Below are 20,716 nucleotides of genomic sequence, written 5' to 3'. Positions count from 1 at the left end.
CCAGCACTTACGCCTCGTCCTCGAAAGCAAAACCAACGCCGTACACCGAGCGAATCCACAAGCGCGAGGGATCGACAGCGGCCAATTTGCGACGCAGATTTTTCACATGGCTGTCGATTGCACGTTCGCTAGCGTCTAGCTCTGCAGGGTAAGCCAAGTCCAACAGCTGCTGGCGTGAATAGACACGACCTGGATTACTGGAAAGGATTTTGAACAAGTCAAACTCTTTAACTGTCAGATCGACATCAGCACCGCGGATTTGTAAGCGGTGGCGATTGGCATCCAGAGCCCAATGGCGTGTTGTCACGGGCAAAGCGGGATCGGGATGAATGCGACGCATCACCGCCTTCACACGGGCCAGCACTTCACGCAGCGAGAAAGGTTTGCAGATGTAGTCATCGGCCCCAAGCTCCAAAGCCAATAAACGATCAATCTCCTCCACACGGGCCGTGATCATGATGATGCCGGTGCTGCTGCGAAACTTTTGCAAGTTCTTCAGAACGACCGTCCCATCCACCGTAGGCAGCATCTGATCCAGAAGCACTATGTCATAGCGTTCGACGGCAATTTTGTCCAACGCATCTTGGCCGTCATAGACCATATCCACGTCATAACCGTTGTGCGCCATATATTCGCTGAGCACTTGCGCAATATCTTGCTCATCTTCCACGACCAAACAGCGTTTTTTCTGAAATTGCATAAGACGATTCCTATTCTCTTGTCCACTCTTGCTTGGTTCTCACCCATTGCGGTCAACCTGTTGCACAGGCAAACCGATCTCAATGCACAAACCACCCAGTTCGCTCAACGCAGCAGTGATGGTACCTTGGTGGTTGTTAACGATATTTTTGCAAATCGACAGCCCCAAGCCCGCGCCGCCCAGGGCTCGGGTGCGCGAAGTTTCCCCACGGTAGAGGCGATTGAATAACTGCGGCAACTCGTGTGGCTGGGGCGCTGGAGGGGAATCTTCCATCAAAATCGTCAGCCAATCACTCTGCCGTTGAAAAACCTGCACGCGCAAGCGCCCTGGCGCTGTGGTGTACCGCAAGCTGTTTTCCAGCACATTGAAAAACACCTGCTGCAACTGCCCTGGTACAGCCTGCATAACCAAAGCTTGCTTGTGCAGCAAAAAATCATCCAATGCACGTTGATCGCACTCACAGTGCGCTTGGCGCATGCGCTCACCCATGCTCTCAAGCACGTCGGCTAGCAACTCCAAAGGCTGCACTTGGGCGTATTGCACGGGGCTGACAACATCTCTGGCTTGCATGCTTTTGCGCAAGTCCTCCACCAAGTCGGTCAGTCGCAGTACCTGCTTATGCAGGCGATTGGCAGTGGCTTCATTGAACTGTCGCACCCCTTCTTGAATTGCCTCAATTTCGGCGCGCATAGCCGCCAACGGGGTTCGCAACTCATGCGCAACATCGGCCAGCCATTGCTGCTGCTGCTGCTGGGTTTGCTGCAAGCTGGTAGTCATGGCGTTGAAGGTATGCACCAAATGCGACAACTCATCGCTGCCGCGCACTGGCACTTGGGCATCCAACTTGCCATTGGAAACGGCTTGCGCAGCATCCATCAAGTCGCGCAGGGGCATCAACCAGCGCCGCGCCCACCACCACGATACCGCAACCGCCAGCACGCCCCCCAGCAAACCTGTCCAGCCAACAAAAACCAGTTGCTCACGTACAAACTCGCGCCCCGCCAGTTTGGACAAGCCAGTCATAGGCTGTAAGGCCAAATAACCAATCAGCTCTCCATCGTGGCGCAAGGCAATGCGCGGCGGGTGATCGGCCGCTTGGCGTACTTGCGCTTGGATCAGCACCGTTTCACCATCGGCAGCCAACAAAGTGATGCGTTCGTGGATAGGTTCATCGCGGTTCTCCAGCCCCCCCATGGAAAAAGGCGGCGGCATGGGCGGTCTATTAGCCAACTCACTCGGCTGCGGCATGTTCAATCCGGCGTCGTTCGGTGGCGGCAACATCGGGGCGTTAGGAGGCCTTCGCTCTGGATCGGGGCGCCCTCCATCCTCCATTGCAATAAAGAACGGTGGTGCGGGAGGAGCGCGATCTCGACCTTGGGCAACACCTTGCGCACTGGCGCTAGAGCCATCACGGCTGGCCCCGCTATTAGCCAGCCCCATGCGTACCTGTCGCGGATCCACCATGCTGCGCCATGCATTGGTATCCGTCTGCAAGCCCGCCCAACTGCCGTGCTGCGCATAGTAATTCTGTAAGCGAGAAACCAGCCAATCCAGCCGCGCCAACTCCACATCGGCCACATAAGAGCTCAGCCCCCGCTGCAGGCCCCAATAAGAGAACCCTACAAAGCCTAGCAATAAAGACAAGGAAAAACCCAGTAACGCCAGCATGAGCTTGCGCTGCAGCGAAAAATGCAATCGGCCCATGCGCACGGGCTTTGGTGGAACTTGTTGCGACAAAACGTTTGATCACTCTGATAAATCAACGACAAGCGTATACCGAGAATGGACAAAAGGGGGGGAAATCCTCGATTCATGCTAGATTGCTCCCAACTTCAGACCCAAACTCGTCTGCAACTTATTCGGAGTATGCAGTGCACTCACAGACACCCACAACCCCATCCCGCTCGCGTGGATTCACACTCATTGAAGTGATGATCACGGTTGCCATTGTTGGCATATTGGCTGCCGTAGCTCTGCCAGCCTATAGCGACTACGTATTGCGAGGCAACATAGCCAGCATGACCAACGAGCTCTTGGCCGTGCGCGCCAAGATGGAGACCTACTACCAAGACAACCGCACCTACGCATCGACCAGCAGCGCCACCGCACCGTGCACCACAACAGCGGTAAGTTACAGCAAGCCGACCTACACCATTGCGTGTTCCAGCATTACCAGCACCACATTTACTGCTACAGCAACAGGCAGTGGGACTATGGCGGGTTTTGTGTACACCATCACCCAAGCCGATGCCAAGACTTCCACTCTGCCCAGCAAATGGGGCGGCACCACTGGAAGCAGCTGCTGGCTGACGAAAAAAGGCGACTCATGCTAAGGCCCTCCGCCCCACAGGAACAGGTGGGCATGACCATCATTGAGCTGATGGTGGCAGTGGCCATCATTGCACTCTTAGCTGTGCTGGCTGTTCCCAGCTTTAGCGAGTGGATTGCCAACAGCAAAGTGCGCAGTACAGCCGAAGAAGTGGCCAATGGCTTGCGCATGGCCCAAAGCGAAGCACTGCGCAAAAGCTTGCCAGTGGCGTTTGTTATCACTGCCAGTACACCAGCAGCCAACGCGACGCCCGCCACGACCGGAGGCAACTGGTATGTGCAGGAGTTACCGCTGACTGGCTCAGGCAGCACCACCAGCACCATGCTGCAGAGCAGCAACTATGGCAGCCGCAACAGTGTCTCTGTTACAGCATCAGCCGCGGTGGTGTGCTTTGGTTCCATGGGCAATCAAATAACGGTCGCCAGCGCCAGTACCTTGTGGTCTGGGGCAGCCTCGTGCAGCCCCAATAGCCAAACCTACAACGTGACACTGAGCAACGCCACACGCAGTCTCAGGGTGGCGCTCACCGCAGGCGGACAAATCCGACTGTGCGATCCCAGCAAGACGCTGGGTACTACCAACCCCGATGGGTGCTGAGTATGAAAAACCACCAACCTCTTTTCCAGCGTGGGCAGAGCACTCTGGCCGAACAAAGCGGAAGCACTTTGATCAGCGTATTGGTTGCGCTGCTGATTTTTTCGCTTGGCATCTTGGGCATGGTGGGTATGCAAGCCAAAACCACTTCGCTGTCTGTCCAATCCCAAGACCGATCACGCGCCGCCATATTGGCGGACGAAATCATCAGCGATATGTGGCTGCAAGGCACCAACAGCCCCACTACGGTAACGGCTTGGAAAGCGCGGGTAGCCGATGCCACCACAGCCGGATTGCCCAACGCTAGCGGCAGCATTTCCACAACAACAAACACCAGCACCAGCATCACCACGATCACAGTCACCATCGCTTGGACGGAGCCCTCTAGCACGACCCAGCACCAATACTTCACCAGCTTGGTATTGCCATGATCCAGCCCCCCTCCACACGCTCCCAACAGGGCTTTAGCTTGATCGAATTGATGGTGGCCTTGGCCATCGGCATGATTTTGTCGCTGGCCATGTTTGCGGTGCTAACCACCACCGAAGCACGCAAACGCACGATCACATCTGGCAATGACATGCAGCAGGCCGGTAACTTGGCTCAGCATGTCTTGGAAAGTTGGATTCGCGGTGCAGGCAGTGGCTTCAGCAAGGCTGCCGCGTACTCTTTTGGTTGCCCATTAATGGCATATCAAAGCAATACCCAAATACTGCCTGCAACCGCTGCATTACCAGCACCGTTTGCCAGCGTAAGCGAAGGAACCACAGGGCTTTTCCGCTTAGCACCCCTCGTGATATTGCCCAACCAAACGACCCCCAGTGTCAGTGGCCAAACATCGGATGTATTGGTGTTGATGGCCGGAGCGGCAGGGACTGGTGGTCTACCTATCATGTTCAATGGGCAATCTGCCGCTGCCTCGCTTAGCTTGGTCACTACGACCGGGATGCAGAGCAACGACTTATTGCTCCTAACCCCACTCAACTACAGCAGTGGCACGACCAGCACAAGCACCACCAGCGGTTTTGCCTCTGCCACAACCCCCAACTGCCTGCTCACCCAAGTTTCGAGTGTTATCAGCAACAGCGTCACACTAGATGGAAGCTACCACAGCAGTAATCTGGGTTTAGGCAGCCTGACCGACAACACATCCGTCAACGTCATTGGCAATGTCAACAGCAACCGGCCTCCACAATTTTTAGTGATTGGAGTAGGGGACAACAACACACTCTATAGCTACGACTTGCTCAATACGAACGGCGACAGCACTCGCGCCGCTGTCGCGCGCGCAGATGGTGTATTCGAAATGCATGCCTTGTACGGCATAGACAAAGACTGCAGCGGAACAATCACCAGCGGGGAATGGGTTAGCCCCACAGACACCACCTACAGCGTGGCAAATTTGCTATCTGGCACCGAACAAGAAGCGAATAACCGCCCTACATCGGCAAGCGATCGTTTAGCAGTGTGCGCATCCCTCACAACGGGGAGCGACTATCTGCAAAAAATTCTGGCTGTCCGTGTCGGTTTGATCATGCGCACCAGCCTGCCAGAAAAAGATACGGTAAGCACAGGCCCCATCACACTATTCAGTGACCTTGGCAGCAGTCTGACCTACACGCGCACCCTCAAAACCGACGCCCAAGACGCTACCCGACTTGAGCGCCACTACCGCTACCAAACGGTGGAATTCACCATTCCACTGCGCAACTCGTTGATGCTGCCATGAGCTACCGCCTTCGTAACCATCCTTTTCGAGTGCGCAGCCAACGTGGCGACGTGCTCATCATCACCCTGATTTGCTTGGTCATCATGCTCATTGCATCGATTGCCCTTTCGCGCTCTAGTACCAACACCTTGCTTCAAGCGGGCAACTTTGCGTTCCGAAGCGATTTATCCAACCAAGGCGAACGCGCCATGGCGCAAGCCGTGTATTTGCTGCAAAGCGGCTCCTTGGCGTCTTCCACAGTGCGCCAAAGCAACCAGACAGCCTACAACTACAGCGCCTCGCAGCTCAGCACCAATGACCAAGGCATCCCCAGCGTCCTAGTCAGCGACAGCAGCTACAGCACTGCGGGCTTTGCACAAACGGATTTCAGCGATAGCAGTGCTGGAGTGACGATCCGCACCGTCATTGATCGGCAATGCAGTAGCACAGGAGCCCCAACATCGAGTACCTGTGTGTACTACGTCCCGGACAGCAGTACCGCACTCACCGGGACTGCCAGGCTCAAACGCGTGCAGTCCAGTGGTGTACCGACTTATCGCATCACGGTACGGGTCACCGGTCCTCGCAACACCCAAATTTTTCAGCAAATGATTGTGGGGCTGTAAGCCGCCCCAGCAGGAGCAGTCCATGTTCACTCTACCCACCTATTCTTTGGTGCAACGCTGGTTTGCTCTAGCAGCCGTCGTTGCGTGCGCTATAGGCAACAGCCACACAAGCTACGCTGCAGCCACAGCAATTGACCTGAACGATGCGCCCATGTTCTCCACGGTCACCGTGCCTGGCAACTTGGCCTTGGCACTATCGGTGGAGTGGCCCACAGCCAGTAGTCCTGCCTATGTGTCGAGCTACAGCACCAGCTCCACCTATATAGGCTATTTCGATTCCGAGAAGTGCTACGCCTACTCCTACAACGCGACCACCCCTTCAAGCAGCTACTTTTATCCGGTCGGTTCTGCCAGTAGCCACAGTTGCAGCAGCTCCAGTGGGCGCTGGAGTGGCAACTACATGAACTGGGCATCCATGCACACCCTGGATGAGTTCCGCTGGATCATGACCGGTGGCAATCGCTCGGTAGATGGACACCCTGACAGTGGCAGTACGGCACCGTACACCGTGTTGACCAAAACCTACGCATCTGACGATGCGAGTACCAGCACCATTCCGAATAAATCCTTGAGCAGCGACATCAGCACGGCCACCCCGCTGAGCTGGTCCTTGGTTCGCAGTCGCACCTTGCGCATGGGCACAGCCATGCTGCTGTTTTCTTCAGCAAGCGATACCACCTTTGAAGCCAATACAGCGGTTAGCAGCAATATCTGTGACATCGGTGCCTCCTGCTCACTGACATCCCCGTACTACCGGGTTTATATCAACGTCGCCGTCTGCACTTCCAGCACCCTCAAGGAGGACAACTGCGTCGCCTACGGCACAAGCACCACGGCCTACAAGCCGGAAGGTTTGATGCAAAAGTACGCATCCAAACTGCGCTATTCCGCCTTTGGCTATCTCAACTACGACGGAGATAGCTCCCAACAAGTCGATGGCGGTGTGATGCGTTCGCGCATGAACTTCATTGGCAGCACCAAACCGGTTCCGGGCTCTACCAGTGTGAGCAATACCAAAACCGTCAGTGGCACTGCACGCTCAATCGCGGAATACGATGATGTGAGCACAGGCGTCATGTACAGCAACCCACTGCAGTACACCGATGCAGCCGACACCAATTCCACTTTTGGCATCAGCATCAGCCAAAGCGGCACGATGAACTACCTGAACAAGTTCGGCTATTACTCGCAGTCCTACAAATCCAAAGACCCTGTCAGTGAGTTGTACTACGCGGTACTGCGCTACTACAAAGGTTTGGCCAACAACAGCGACTACACCAGTGCCACCACAGCAGCACGGGCCGATGGTTTTCCCGTAATCACAAACTGGACCTCAGAAGACCCTATCCAGTACTCCTGCCAGAAAAACTTTATTCTGGGCATAGGGGATGTGAACACCCACCGCGACGCCAACTTGGCCAGTGGCACTTTGCGGAGCAACTCTAGCTTGGATCAAGCCAACGCGGTTCCCACCCAAGTCACTTCCGTTGACGCAGTGACCGCCACCAATATGGTGGGGCAAATGGAAGGCAACTCCAATTTGGGCAACATCTATGCCGCCACTAGTACGAGCACCTGCGCCTCTACGAGTGCGCAATGCAATACTTACTTCATCGCGGGCTTGGCCTACGACGCCCATACCGTAGATCTGCGCAGTACAAGCAGCAGCACCGACATAGACACCAATATGAGCGGCTCGCAAACAATCAACACCTACTGGATTGACGTACTGGAAAGCCAAACCTATCGCCGCAAAAACCAATACTGGTTAGCAGCCAAATACGGTGGATTCACCATACCTAGTTCCTTTAGCCCTTACTCGAGCAGCAATGGCACCAGCTCACTGACCGCCACATCGTGGTACACCAATACCGACACCTCCAGTATCAGCGGCATTACCCAAACTGCACCGGCTGCATTCACCTATTCGGACGACTACGACAAACGGCCTGACAACTACTATTTTGGCAATAACCCCACCACCATGAAGACGGGGCTTACATCGGCTTTCAGCAAGATTCTGAGCGAGCTAGGCGAAGCCAATAGCAGCGCTTACTCGATGGCAAGGCCCAACGTAAGGAGTGGTGATACAGCCTATGCTGCTACCTACAACGCATCCACTTGGACTGGAACACTGACCGGGTACACCGTCTCGTATGACAGCAGCGGCACAGCCACCCCGACCCAAGTCTGGGCAGCTGGTGACCTTCTGGACGCGCTCAGCAGCCCTGCCACCAGTCGCAACATCGTCACTTTCTGTGACAGTGCCTCTACTCCAGCGGGTATTGCATTCACCAGTACGGCACTGTCCGCTTGCACATCCACAGCCACTACAGCGCGACTGAGCTATTCATCCTTGGCCACCGTCATGAACGTTTCAGCCTCAACCCAGGCCAACTATGTGGCATGGCTGCGCGGTGATCGCACCCACGAGATCAGCTCCGATGGCACCAGCATCAGTACCAAGTACTACCGCTACCGCAAGCATCTACTCGGTGACATCGTCAACTCCAAAGTCACTGCCGTTGGCGCACCCGATGCCAGTTACTACGACCTGTACAACCCTGGCTACAGCAGCTTCAAGCGCACCTATGCCACGCGCCGTACCGTCCTTTATGCCGGCAGTAACGATGGGATGTTGCATGCCTTCGACGGCACTGCCCCTAGCTATACCAGCACCACCACGACTAGCACCGGCTCAAGCACTACGACCTACAGTAGCTGCAGTTTTTGCGGCCAAGAGCTGTTTGGCTTTATTCCTAGCTTTGCGTACAAAGGCCCCAACAGCACCCCTACCGAAGATGGCTTGGCTGCACTGGGCAACCCAAAACGCTCGCACTACTTTATGGTGGATGCAACGCCGTTGGCGTTTGACATGGACTTTGGCAACACCTGTGCCAACAGCGCTGGCAGCACCAGTGTTTGCACCAAGTACAACAGCAGCACGCCCGACTGGCGCAGTGTGCTGATTGGCGGTTTGGGCAAAGGCGGCAAAGGCTTTTACGCCATCGACGTGACCAACCCCGGTTTTGTCAGCTCGACAACCAGCAGCAGTTCTGGCTCAACGACCACCACAACCACCGTCACCAAAACTTTGACCGATGGGGCTTGGACATCCGAGGCCAACATCGCAGCCAAAATTTTGTGGGAATTCCCCAAATCAACAGACACCACCACCATCGCCCGCATGGGCTACAGCTATGGCGCGCCTACTGTCGTCAAAACCGCCAAATACGGCTGGGTCGTGATATTCACCTCGGGCTACAACAACAGCGATGGACAGGGCTACTTCTTCTTTGTGAACCCCCGCAATGGCGAGTTGCTTGAAACAGTAGCAACCACACAAGGCAGCACCACGGCGCCACTCAACCTTGCCCATGCGGATGCCTATATTCCCAACCACACCGATTTCACAGCCGATGCCTTGTACGGCGGCGATATGCAAGGCAATGTATGGCGCGTGGATTTAACCACCACCAGCAGTGCCTACAGCGCGCCTACCCGCATGGCACGCCTTACCAACGCAGCTGGCGATAGCCAACCTGTCACGACCCGCCCGCTTATTGAGGCCAACCCAACTACCGGCAAACGCTACGTGGTGCTGGGCACTGGTCGCCTGCTGGCCGACAGTGATGTGAAAAGCAGCTCGCTGCAATCGATCTACTCACTCTACGACGGCACCCGTGCCGCCGCTGGCTTCATTGCATTTAGCACGCCACTGACCCGCAGCACGCTGCTAGCCAATACCAGTTTGCTCACAGGCATAGGCAGTTCACCATCGGTGTCCACCGGGTGGTATTACGACTTGTCGAGTACCAACTCGATTGCAGCACGTGTCAATGTGGATCCGGTGGCCTACAACGGTGTGGCCGCATTTGGTGTAAATACCCCGAGCGGTAGCGTGTGCTCCCCCTCTGGAACTGGTGAGGTGCTGACCTTCAATATCGGCACAGGCAAATCAGTGCTGTATGACTCCAGCGGCAACTTGATCAGCTCCTCATCCACAAGCAGTGGCGTTGTGACCGAAGTAGCGTTCCAAAACGTCAACGGCACGGTACGGGTGCTATCGGGTGACAGTAGCGGCAATGTCACTACGACCGCATCGTCCTTGAGCACGTCCACAGGCCTAACCCGCATGAACTGGCGTGAAGTGCCCATGCAATGACGTGGCATGCAGCACCTGCTCCGCATTTCACCGTTAGCCGCAACAGCAGCCTTGTCGCTGCTGTTGCACGCTGCTGTACTGGTCTGTGTGCCCAGCAAGCTGCCGATGCCAATCAGGGCTGGAACCGTTTCGGCGCGGTATTTGCAAGTGCAACTGCAAGCGATCCCCCATGCAGCCGCCACTAGTGGATTGGTACCCCACACCGCTACACCAGCAGATACGCGCAAGCCCGCTGCAGCACCTCCCCTGCAGCACGATGCAAGAACAGACAGCACCCCACCGCTGTTTGTACCGAACACTGCACTGGACACACCACTGCTGCCCATGTCCGCCCCCGATACCGATATGCTGCGGGGCCAGCGATTTACGGGCTGGCCCATCGCCATCACGCTGTACATCAACGCCGATGGCACGGTGGTGGATGTGGTGCTGCAACCCCACATCCCGGAAGACGAAGCTGCGCTGCAAGCGCTGCGCGACATGTTCTTTACCACCCGCTACATGCCGCCACACCAGCACGGCGTATCGGTGCAGGCCATGCTTGGGTTAGAGTTGAGTCTGGATTTTCTCTAGCGCTGGGCGTCGCTGGCATGGCCAGCCCCACGCCCCTCCCGCATTTATCCCCCATGGCTCCCTCACTCAACCAAGCGCAGCTGGAAGCTGTGCATTACATCTATGGCCCCTCGCTGGTGTTGGCCGGTGCAGGCTCGGGCAAAACGCGCGTCATCACCCACAAAATTGGGCACTTGCTGCAAGCAGGCATTCGGCCTGAGCAGATCACCGCCATCACCTTCACCAACAAAGCCGCGGCTGAAATGCGTGAGCGCGCCAAAGCGCTCCTCGGCAAACCGGCCAAGCACATCGTCATCAGCACCTTCCATTCGCTGGGGGTGCGCATTCTGCGCGAGAGTGGCTCGGTCGTGGGCCTCAAACCGCACTTCAGCATCTTGGATACGGGCGATGTCACCCACCTGCTCAAAGATGCAGGCGGCACCACCGACACGCTGACTGCAAAAAAATGGCAGTACCAGATCAGCCAGTGGAAAGGCGAAGGATGGGACGGCAATCAAGCACTCACGCAGGCGAAGAACGAAGAAGAGTTGCAAATCGCTCGCGTCATGCTGCGCTACGAAGAGCGCCTGAGCGCCTACCAGAGCGTGGACTTTGACGACCTCATCAACCTGCCCCTATCGCTCCTGCGCCACCACACCGAGGTGCGTGAGCACTGGCAGCGCAGCATCGCCCACGCGCTGGTGGACGAATACCAAGACACCAACGCCAGCCAGTACGAACTGCTCAAGCTCTTGGTGGGTGAGCGCGCCCACTTCACCGCGGTGGGGGACGATGACCAGTCCATTTACGGCTGGCGCGGTGCCACGCTGGACAACCTGCGCCGCTTGCCGCAGGACTATCCGCAGCTGCGCGTTATCAAGCTGGAACAGAACTACCGCTCTACCTCCGCCATTTTGCGAGCGGCCAACAACGTCATCACCCTCAACCCCAAGCTGTTTCCCAAGACCTTGTTCTCCGAACTGGGCGAAGGAGAACCGGTCAAACTGATCGAAGCCGAGAGCGAAGAGCAGGAAGCCGAGCGCGTGGTCTCGCGCATCCAAGCCTTGCGCTCGGCGGGTGATGGCAACGGCAAGCGCGCCGAGTTCCGCGACTTTGCCGTGCTCTACCGCGCCAACCACTTGGCCCGCCCCATCGAAGTGGCGTTGCGCCGTGCATCTATCCCCTACAAAGTGTCGGGCGGGCAGAGTTTTTTCGAACGCTCCGAAATCCGCGATTTGTGCGCGTGGTTTCGCTTGTGGAGCAATGAGGACGATGATCCGGCCTTTGTGCGCGCCATCACCACGCCCAAACGCGGCATAGGCCACCAAACGCTGGCCGCGCTGGGGCAGTTTGCCAGCCAGTACAAACTGAGTCTGTTTGCGGCACTGTTCTCATCCAGCTTGTCCAGCGTGCTGAGTGCCAAAGCGCTCGATGGGCTGCACGAATTTGGCCGCTACGTGACGCACTGCCAAGAGGATGCCCGTGCCGCCACCGATGCCAAAGCGGCCAACGAATTCCTGATGCAGTGGCTGGAAACCATTCGCTACCGCCAGTACCTGATCGACTCGGAAGACAGTGCCAAGGTGGCCGAATCCAAATGGGAAAGCGTGCTGGACTTTGTGCAGTGGCTGTGCAAGCGCTGCGAACCCGAGCCCGACGAGCCGGGCAACAACCGCACCATGCTGGAAGTGGCGCAAAGCATGGCCTTGCTCTCCACCATCAGCGAAAAGGAAAAAGACCGCGACGTGGTCAACCTCTCAACCCTGCACGCCTCCAAAGGGCTGGAGTGGCCGCACGTGATGCTGGTGGGTGTCAACGAAGGCACGCTACCGTTTTACAACGAGGCCGATGGTGGCAATCGCCAAAACACCGACCAAGCCGAGATACCCGACAGCAGCCCTGCTGAGGCGGACGCCACCCGGCTAGAGGAGGAGCGGCGTCTGATGTACGTGGGCATCACGCGCGCCCAGCGCACGCTCACGGTACTGTGGACGCGGCGGCGCAAAAAGGGGCGCGACTTTGTATCGGTGCTGCCCAGCCGCTTTATTGCCGAAATGAAGTTGGACGAGACCCAAAGCCGCGAAGACCCACGCGAAAAACTGCGCGCTCTGCGGGCCGAATTTGCAGCACGCGCCGCGGCCCAAAGCAGTGCCGACAAGCCTCTGGACACTTAAAACTACCTGCCTCCAAACTGCTTGGCTGCGCACGGCCACCGCTAGGCGCAGCCAAGGTGTCAGTCTTGGGGAGGTGATTGGGCTTGTGACTCTGTCGCTTGCTGCAGCCTGCGGCCAAAGTCCAGCAAACGGGTGGCAAATATGGTTTCGATCATGAAGGACAGCAGTGCCAGCAAGAAGCTGGCAATGCCCCCCATGAAACTGAAAATAGCCCAGCGGCCACCAGATTCAAAACCCGTCTCGCCCAAGAAAATGAGCACGATGGTCACCCCAATCAGAAAGCCGCACAGCGTGAGCAAGGCGATGCTGCCATTGGCCAGCAAGCCGCGCACACGCAGTCCTTGCAGTTCTTGAAAGCCCTCCTCGCGCGTGGTGGCGTAAGTGCCTTGGCGCAACTGGGTTTCGATCACGCGTGCGCGATCGATGATGCGGGCCAAGCGCGTGGCCACGGCGCCAATCAATCCTGCCACGGCAGTCAAAAAGAAAACAGGGGCAACGGCCAGCCGTATGCCTTGGGAAATGGTGTCGGTGTCGACGGGTAATGCCATGGGTACTCTCCTAGGCGAAGTGTGCAGCAATTTTCAGTCCCTCACTAGAACCAGACGCTGCGCAGGGCCTGCAACGCGCTGGCTACCACGGGGTCTTCTGTCTTGCGTGCTTGCCAAATGAACAGCAATTGGCACTCCAAACCCACGGCATCTGCCACAACCAGGCCACGCTCTTGCTGCTCACGCATAGCGATCGAGTCACGTACCAAACTCAAACACACCCCCGATCGCACCAAATCCAACATGGATGCCTCTTGGTCTACCAAGGCGACACGGCGCGGCTCCAAACCCGTGCTGGAGTTGGGACCAAATACTTGGGCTTGCAATCGGTGGTGCACCGAAGCTGGCGGCGTGGCCAACCACGGCAAGGCGGCCAGCTCGGCCCAGCTGCGCCCCAGTACCTGCGTGGCCCACCCTTTGGGAGCCAGCACCCGATAGGTGAACTGCGTCAAAGGCATGCTGGCTATACCCATAGTTGCCACGGCGTTGCCTAGGGAGGGCATGGCGGCAGCCAGATCTTGCCCGGGAGCGGCGAGGAAAAAGCCGCCATCCAAACTGTCGCGTGCCACATGCAGCCAGACATCACCACTCATGGCTTGGCGCAGTTCGGTTTGCACTTGTGGCGCCGCCTCCACCAAGGCGCCCAAAAACGCCCCTAAACGCGTGAACTCTGGATCCAGGATGGTGCCCAAGCGCATGCTCCCTTGCACTGTGCTGCGCAAGCGTTGTGCAGCTTGGGTGAATTCACCCAAGGCGGCCAACGCACGTTCGGCATGCGGCAACAGTGCCGCCCCATGGCTGCTTAAGCTCAAGCCGTGTGGGGTGCGCGTAAAGAGCTGCAAGCCGGTGGCTTGGGACAGTCCTTTGAGTTGCAGACTCACTGCCGGCTGGGATAAATGCAGTTGCTGCGCGGCACGCGACACATTGCCCTGCCGGGCTACGGCCACCAAAGCGCGCAAGGCTTGGTGGTCTACCGCTGTAGTGCTTAGTGCATTGCCTGCGTTGTTGTGTGCGTCTGTCATATACCCCAATATTTATATTTTTAATATTCTTATTTTGCCAAAATCATTGGAAATGTGGAAAACATTGCTTGACACTGTGCATGCGCCAGCAGGCATTCATCAATAAATCTTATAGCCAAGAGACATGTCCACACCAAACAGCACCTCCCCAGCGGGTAGATTCCCCCCCGATAGCATCGCCAGCGATTTGACCTTTGACTACATCGTCGTTGGTGCGGGCACTGCAGGTGCTTTGCTGGCCAATCGACTCAGTGCCGATCCGAGCAAACGGGTGCTGTTGATTGAGGCAGGTCGTAAAGACGACTACCACTGGATTCATATCCCCGTTGGCTATCTGTATTGCATTGGCAATCCACGCACCGACTGGTTGTTCAAAACAGAACCAGAGCCCGCATTGAATGGTCGCCAACTGCGTTACCCGCGTGGCAAAACGCTGGGGGGCTGCAGCAGTATCAACGGCATGATTTACATGCGAGGCCAAGCACGCGATTACGACCAGTGGGCACACATGACTGGTGATGACTCATGGCGCTGGATCAACACGATTCCCTACTTTCGCCGCCACGAAAACCACTGGCGGCTGGACAAAGGCCAAAACGCTGATGCCCGCTTTCAACAATTGCACGGCCACCCCAGCATCGGCAGCACGGGTGAATGGCGCGTAGAGCAGCAGCGTGTGCGCTGGGATATCTTGGATGCGTTCGCCCACGCCGCGCAGCAAGCGGGCATTGCGCACAGCAGCGACTTCAACCAAGGCAATAACGAGGGCGTGGGGTATTTCGAAGTGAATCAAAAACAAGGCTGGCGCTGGAACACGGCCAAGGCTTTTTTGCGTCCCACCTGCTATGGACGTCCCAACTTTGAACTTTGGACGCACGCGCAGGTGACGCGTTTATTGCTACAAAGTTCGTCCGATGGGCAGCATGCCTGTACCGGAGTACAAGTCTGGACAGGCCAAGAAATGGTCATGGCTCGCGCAACGGGTGAGGTGATTTTGAGCGCAGGCAGCATCGGCTCTCCCCACCTTTTGCAGTTGTCGGGTATTGGCCCTGCAGGTATTTTGTATGACCGAGGCATAACCCCTGTGGTGGACTTACCCGGTGTAGGTGCCAATCTCCAAGACCATCTGCAAATTAGGACGGTGTTCAAGGTGCAGGGAGCAGCCACGCTCAACACGATGACCCAACACTGGTGGGGCAAAGCGCGCATGGGCTTGCAATACGCCCTCACCCGCAGTGGCCCCATGAGCATGGCTCCCAGTCAACTGGGGGCTTTCACGCGCAGCAGCCCCGAGCAAGCCTTTCCCAACATCCAGTACCATGTGCAACCTTTGAGTCTGGATGCATTTGGTCAACCACTGCATGGATTCCCAGCTTTTACCGCCAGTGTGTGCAATCTCAATCCCAGCAGCCGAGGTTCGGTGCTACTCAAAACTCCACGCTTTGAGGATGCACCAGCCATTGCACCGTGCTATTTGCAAACTGCAGCAGATCGCCAAGTTGCTATCGATAGCCTGCGCTTGACGCGCCGTATCGTTGCGCAACCAGCTCTGGCGCGCTACCAACCCGAGGAGCACAAGCCTGGCGCAAACTACCAAACAGAGGATGATTTACTGCGCATGGCTGGTGAAATTGGCACCACCATCTTTCATCCTGTTGGCACTACCAAGATGGGGCAACAGAATGACAGCATGGCGGTCGTCGATACCCGCTTGCGGGTTCGCGATGGGCGTGGTGGACTGGTGCGAGGTTTGCGCGTGGTCGATGGGGGCGTCATGCCAACGATTACCAGCGGCAATACCAACAGCCCTATTTTGATGATCGCCGAAAAAGCCGCTGAATGGATCATGGCCGATGCCTAGCACTGACGTGCTTGTACCGATATTGCAGCACTGCTAGCGAATTAGCTGGCCTTGCGCACAGCTGTAGGGTCCAGCGCCACCACAACAGGTTTACTCATCATCTCAATGAGTACCAACACCCGCCGCTCACTGTCGGTTGTCTGGAAAATGCCCTCAATCCCTGCAAAAGCGCTGTCGGTAATTTGCACTTTCTGTCCAGCCTGAAAAAGCGTAGCCACCTTACCTGCCGCTTGTTGCTCACGCTGTCGTATGGAATCCACCAAGGCAGCAGTAACCTTAGCCGGTTGGGTACCAAAACAAACCAATTTGCTCACCCCCAGGGTGGAACGAATAGGTGACCACCCCTTATCCCCCATACCATCCCCCAACTTTATGAACAAATAGCGTGGGAACAATGGCTCGCACACATCGGTCACTGTATTGCGGCGAATTTTTTGCATACTGAACATGGGCAAATAGCACTCGTACCGTTGGCGCTCCAAATTCTGCCGCGCTACTTTTTCTTGACGCGGTTTAGTTTGCACCAGATACCAGTCCATATCGCCTCCTATTGCGCTGACAACAACGCTATCGCTGCCCATAGTGAGCGCAATGTTAGCGCACCTAGATTCACTTGACCAAAAAAAAGGCCCATCGTTTACGATGGGCCTTTTGACCGAATCCATGGAGCGGGATAAGAGGCTCGAACTCTCGACCTATACCTTGGCAAGGTATCGCTCTACCAACTGAGCTAATCCCGCATGGTGCTTGCTTACGCAAGCCTTTGGTGGCCTGGGGCGGAATCGAACCACCGACACAAGGATTTTCAATCCTCTGCTCTACCGACTGAGCTACCGGGCCTAAAGAAATGAGATTGTAGCACGGGTTTTTATGCTTTTTAAGAAAACATCACCGTTCTAAAGCTGTCTTTTTGGATTTCGACAAATCCACGCCTAGCTGCTTGAGCTTGCGATACAAGTGGGTGCGCTCAAGCCCAGTTTTTTCCGCTACCCGCGTCATAGAGCCAGCTTCACGCGCCAAATGGAATTCAAAATATGCTTTCTCAAACTCATCACGCGCATCGCGCAAGGGTTTGTCAAAACGAAAAACCTGTTCCCCTGCAGGCTGAGAGGCCATCAACGTGCGGGCTTCTACACCCACTACCCCAACAGGCATCGCAACTGCCGTAACCATCGAACTGGGAAACTTGGCTTCTATCTTCGGTGCCACCTTTATCAGACTCTGCTCAACCGCTTTGAGCAACTTTTGCATCGTGATCGGTTTTTCTAAAAAGCCAAGCGCACCTATCTTAGTAGCTTCTACCGCTGTCTCTATGGTGGCATGCCCACTCATCATGATGACCGGCATGGTCAACTGTCCATTGCTAGCCCACTCCTTGAGCAATGTCACGCCATCGGTGTCGGGCATCCATATATCGAGCAACACCAAATCCGGCACCTCTTTACTTCGGCAAGCACGCGCTTGGGCCGCATTCTCTGCCAACTCTACGGCGTGGCCTTCGTCGTTCAATATCTCCCAGAGCAACTCGCGAATGCCGTGCTCGTCATCAACCACCAAGATGTTTGCCATTGCTATTCTCTTCTCTCTATGCTGGGCTTACCACAACACCTTCCGCTTGGAGTGGAAAGGACAAGGAGACCATGGCCCCTATCACTTTTCCATCTTCCACCCTATTGCCTAGCTCCACCCGTGCGCCATGCTCATCGGCAATTTTTTTCACCACAGCCAAACCCAAACCGGTTCCCTTGGTTTTGGTTGTGACATACGGTTCAAAAGCACGATTCAGAATGAAATCCGGAAAACCAGGTCCTTCATCGCCAATGCGCAAACGGACTTTGCTACCTGATGCACTGACGGCAGTAGTAACCCAAATTCGTTTTTTGGTAGTTTCACCACCATCGTCAGGTTTGACCTCCGTCACTGCATCTTGCGCATTTTGTATCAAGTTGTGGAGAACTTGCCGAATCTGCCCCGAATCGAGTGCAACAACCGGGTTTGTTTCATCCAACTGCAGCACCAAACCAACATCTGGGCTACTTTCATAGAACTCAGCGATGTCCAAAACCAAACGATTGATATCAGTTGGCTCTTTCTGAGCTGTAGGCATGCGAGAAAAATCACGAAACTCATCGACCAAACGCTGCATGGCGGCTACCTGCTCCACAATGGTTCGCACCGACTTACTCACTAACTGTTGCTGTTCGGGACTAACCGTGCCAGTTAGCTTACGCTCCAGCCGCTCTGCTGACAACTGGATAGGTGTAAGCGGATTCTTGATTTCGTGTGCCAACCGTCTTGCGACCTCCCCCCAAGCCTGGGCACGCTGCGCGGACACCACCTGCGTGATGTCATCCACCACCAACAATCGCCCCCCCGCTGGCAAAAACGCACCACGCAACATCAAGGTGGCATGCTTGGCAAAGGCCGGTTTATCAACGCCCGCATACTGATCCGATTCCAACGTTTTCTGCCAATACTGGCGCGGGCTGGAACCCATTTCAAACAACTCGTAAAAGCCTTCTTCAGCCACGCCTGCCAATACCTGCAATTCCGGTACTTGCGCCATAGTTTGGCCAATGCCATGCGTTACATCTTGGGCCAGAACTTTACCCAAACTGGGATTGATATTGCGTACCACGCCAGCTTCATCCAACACGATGATGCCAGCACTCAAACTATCAATGATTGTCTGGATGCTGTTTTTCTCTTTGTCCAGTTCAGCAATGCTTTGCTCTACCGTGGCCCGCGCCTCGGCCAATTGCTCCGTCATAGACGCAAATGCTCGGGTAAGCCCACCTAACTCATCTTTGCCAGGCAGGATCAACTTGGGCGTTAAATCGCCAGCTGCCACTTGGTTGACACCCTCTGTCAAAAGAAGCAATGGCTTGGCAATTTGGTTGCTCAACAAAATGGCGAACATGATGGCACTGAAGACAGCCAAGAATAGACTCAAAGTCAAAGTACCGATGTACATGCGTTGCAAGCCCTTGCGTGCTAGCGCTTTTTCTTGATACTCCCGATTTGCCACTTCCACCGCAAGTGCATTGGTCACCAAACTTTTAGGTAGCGGCTTTAGCACCAAAACATAGCGCTCCTCTGCCGAAAGCTGCCAAGATATGGTTGGCAGGGCCACCAGTACCGCCACTTGGGGCGATGCAGCCACACCATCTGCGGCATCCTCCAAGCCCACAAACCACGTGCTGGACTTGTTTCGTCGTGCCTGTTTTATTTGGGCGCTGCTTGGCAATATGCCGTGTGCCAATGACAACGCATCCCTGGCTACGCTATTAACCACACGCCCATTGGACGCGATGATCTGCATTTGGCTGAGTTCCAACTGATCGGCCAATTTACTTAGCGTGGAAGGTGCATCGTCCACCCCCCAGTTGTTGAATTGTGCTTGTACAGCTTGACGTACTTGCCCCTCAACCTGCTGCTGCACTACCTCCAATGCAGAACGCCCCAAATTCAAGCCTGCATCCAAAGCTCGCTCCACCTTGACGTCAAACCACGTCTCAATTGAGCGCGACACAAACTGAAAGGAGACCACATAAATGATGAGTCCTGGCACAACCCCCACCAACGCAAACACCATTGCCAGTTTCAACAGCAATCGGCTGCCAAAGCGACCTTGGCGCAAGCGCAGCCAGAGCCGCCACCCAGAGAACAGAATCAGCCCGCCTAGTAAAGCTGCAATGCTGGTATTGGCGACAAAAAGCAACTGGTAATTGCGTTCAAACAAACTGTCATTGCCTGTTGCCTCCATCAGCATGAGAAACAGCAAAAATGACAAGCTGCCAATCACCAGCAGCACCACGTAGGCCAAATAGCGCGCCTTGCCAGAGAAAAAAAGGCCGTCTTGTTGCATAGCGCTTATTTGGCTTTTTCGGCTTCTATTGCCAAGGTGCGCTCAAAGCTGATATTCCAGTCAGGCTCTCCAGCAATCGATATTTGAAAAGGTCGCGGCAGCTGTGTTGCATCCAATGCAAAGCGAACGTTGAGTCGGTATGCCTGATTGGGATCCAACTCATCGGCAGCAAATACACTCCAACCAGCGATACGCCGTATGGCAGCAAGCGCCTCATCGAGCTCTTGGTAATTTTGGTTCAATGCCAAATTGGCAGCACTGCCGGGTTTGCCAATGGCCAAACGCCAAACACGGCTTAAGGGCAAATAACTCAATCGGTATTGGCGTGCATTGCTGGTCACCACTTTGTCAAACCAGTACCAACGCTGTCGTACCAAGTCAGCCTGCACGACAAAACTCAATGGAACCCCTTTTTGCAACGCTTCTTGCAAAGCATTAGGGATGTCAAAACTCACGGTCATAGACAACGTGATGCCGTTGGCATCGCGGTGCACTTCGGTAGTAGTGACATCCGAACGCACTTGAGCCCAAGCCAAGAACGGCATGGTCAACAGAACCATGGCAAGAAA

Annotated in this window: 17 protein-coding genes and 2 tRNA genes; 9 read left to right on the top strand and 10 right to left on the bottom strand. The window is 55.7% G+C overall.

All coding sequences use genetic code 11. The features are described 5' to 3' along the window. Positions 1-7: 7 nt before the first annotated feature. Both KIK84_RS15540 and KIK84_RS15535 read right to left on the bottom strand, forming a co-directional pair. Positions 8-700: a response regulator gene (locus tag KIK84_RS15540; RefSeq protein ID WP_214124037.1), complete on the bottom strand. Its 693-nt coding sequence runs from the start codon at positions 698-700 to the stop codon at positions 8-10. Between the two features lie 39 nt (positions 701-739). Beyond that, a complete protein-coding gene (locus KIK84_RS15535) occupies positions 740-2,404 on the bottom strand; it encodes an ATP-binding protein (RefSeq protein ID WP_214124035.1) in 1,665 nt (554 codons plus the stop codon). A gap of 167 nt (positions 2,405-2,571) precedes the next feature. Between KIK84_RS15535 and KIK84_RS15530 the strand changes: the two genes are divergently transcribed. Genes KIK84_RS15530 through KIK84_RS15495 form a run of 8 tightly spaced genes read left to right on the top strand, consistent with a single transcriptional unit; the run spans position 2,572 to position 12,848 of the window. Further along, a complete protein-coding gene (locus KIK84_RS15530; protein WP_349815947.1) occupies positions 2,572-3,033 on the top strand; it encodes a type IV pilin protein in 462 nt (153 codons plus the stop codon). A 29-nt stretch (positions 3,034-3,062) separates the two neighbouring features. Next, positions 3,063-3,626, top strand: coding sequence for a pilus assembly FimT family protein (locus tag KIK84_RS15525; RefSeq protein ID WP_214124034.1), 564 nt, complete (start codon positions 3,063-3,065; stop codon positions 3,624-3,626). Between the two features lie 2 nt (positions 3,627-3,628). Next, positions 3,629-4,054, top strand: coding sequence for a type IV pilus modification PilV family protein (locus KIK84_RS15520; RefSeq protein ID WP_214124033.1), 426 nt, complete (start codon positions 3,629-3,631; stop codon positions 4,052-4,054). Then, positions 4,051-5,352, top strand: a complete 1,302-nt coding sequence (locus KIK84_RS15515) for a PilW family protein (protein ID WP_214124080.1) — start codon at positions 4,051-4,053, stop codon at positions 5,350-5,352. The genes KIK84_RS15520 and KIK84_RS15515 overlap by 4 nt, the downstream gene beginning before the upstream one ends. Then, on the top strand, positions 5,349-5,957 hold the full coding sequence (locus tag KIK84_RS15510) for a pilus assembly PilX family protein (protein WP_214124032.1): 609 nt from the start codon (positions 5,349-5,351) through the stop codon (positions 5,955-5,957). Before KIK84_RS15515 ends, KIK84_RS15510 begins: the two co-directional genes overlap by 4 nt. A 22-nt stretch (positions 5,958-5,979) precedes the next feature. After that, positions 5,980-10,122: a pilus assembly protein gene (locus tag KIK84_RS15505; RefSeq protein WP_214124031.1), complete on the top strand. Its 4,143-nt coding sequence runs from the start codon at positions 5,980-5,982 to the stop codon at positions 10,120-10,122. Positions 10,123-10,128: 6 nt separating this feature from the next. Next, positions 10,129-10,695 carry an energy transducer TonB gene (locus tag KIK84_RS15500; protein WP_214124030.1) on the top strand — a complete coding sequence of 189 codons (567 nt, stop codon included), beginning with the start codon at positions 10,129-10,131 and terminating at the stop codon, positions 10,693-10,695. Positions 10,696-10,712: 17 nt separating this feature from the next. After that, the gene (locus KIK84_RS15495) at positions 10,713-12,848 is read left to right on the top strand and encodes an ATP-dependent helicase (RefSeq protein ID WP_250208033.1); all 2,136 of its coding nucleotides are present in this window, start codon (positions 10,713-10,715) and stop codon (positions 12,846-12,848) included. Between the two features lie 59 nt (positions 12,849-12,907). Here the strand turns inward: KIK84_RS15495 and KIK84_RS15490 are convergent, their stop codons facing one another. Next, positions 12,908-13,396, bottom strand: a complete 489-nt coding sequence (locus KIK84_RS15490) for a DUF2721 domain-containing protein (protein ID WP_214124029.1) — start codon at positions 13,394-13,396, stop codon at positions 12,908-12,910. A 44-nt stretch (positions 13,397-13,440) separates the two neighbouring features. After that, a complete protein-coding gene (locus KIK84_RS15485) occupies positions 13,441-14,418 on the bottom strand; it encodes a LysR family transcriptional regulator (RefSeq protein WP_214124028.1) in 978 nt (325 codons plus the stop codon). Positions 14,419-14,542: 124 nt separating this feature from the next. On the opposite strand from KIK84_RS15485, the gene KIK84_RS15480 reads away from it, so the two are divergent. Beyond that, positions 14,543-16,279, top strand: coding sequence for a GMC family oxidoreductase (locus KIK84_RS15480; protein ID WP_214124027.1), 1,737 nt, complete (start codon positions 14,543-14,545; stop codon positions 16,277-16,279). Positions 16,280-16,320: 41 nt separating this feature from the next. Here the strand turns inward: KIK84_RS15480 and rfaH are convergent, their stop codons facing one another. The 6 genes from rfaH to KIK84_RS15450 all read right to left on the bottom strand — a co-directional run bounded on the left by rfaH (position 16,321) and on the right by KIK84_RS15450 (position 20,707). Further along, positions 16,321-16,944, bottom strand: coding sequence for a transcription/translation regulatory transformer protein RfaH (rfaH, locus tag KIK84_RS15475; protein ID WP_250208032.1), 624 nt, complete (start codon positions 16,942-16,944; stop codon positions 16,321-16,323). After that, positions 16,944-17,019: transfer RNA gene (locus tag KIK84_RS15470), tRNA-Gly, on the bottom strand. Before KIK84_RS15470 ends, rfaH begins: the two co-directional genes overlap by 1 nt. Before the next feature lie 24 nt (positions 17,020-17,043). After that, a tRNA-Phe gene (locus tag KIK84_RS15465) sits at positions 17,044-17,119 on the bottom strand. Positions 17,120-17,167: 48 nt separating this feature from the next. Beyond that, positions 17,168-17,848, bottom strand: coding sequence for a response regulator (locus KIK84_RS15460; RefSeq protein ID WP_214124026.1), 681 nt, complete (start codon positions 17,846-17,848; stop codon positions 17,168-17,170). Between the two features lie 16 nt (positions 17,849-17,864). Further along, the gene (locus tag KIK84_RS15455) at positions 17,865-20,147 is read right to left on the bottom strand and encodes a sensor histidine kinase (protein WP_214124025.1); all 2,283 of its coding nucleotides are present in this window, start codon (positions 20,145-20,147) and stop codon (positions 17,865-17,867) included. 5 nt (positions 20,148-20,152) lie between these two features. Continuing rightward, positions 20,153-20,707, bottom strand: coding sequence for a DUF4390 domain-containing protein (locus KIK84_RS15450; RefSeq protein ID WP_214124024.1), 555 nt, complete (start codon positions 20,705-20,707; stop codon positions 20,153-20,155). Positions 20,708-20,716 lie beyond the last annotated feature (9 nt).

Origin of the sequence: Curvibacter sp. CHRR-16 (genome assembly GCF_018474005.1) — a bacterium.
Lineage (GTDB): Bacteria > Pseudomonadota > Gammaproteobacteria > Burkholderiales > Burkholderiaceae_C > Allorhodoferax.
Note: the sequence above shows the minus strand (reverse complement) of the source record. Positions and strands in the feature narration are given on the sequence as shown.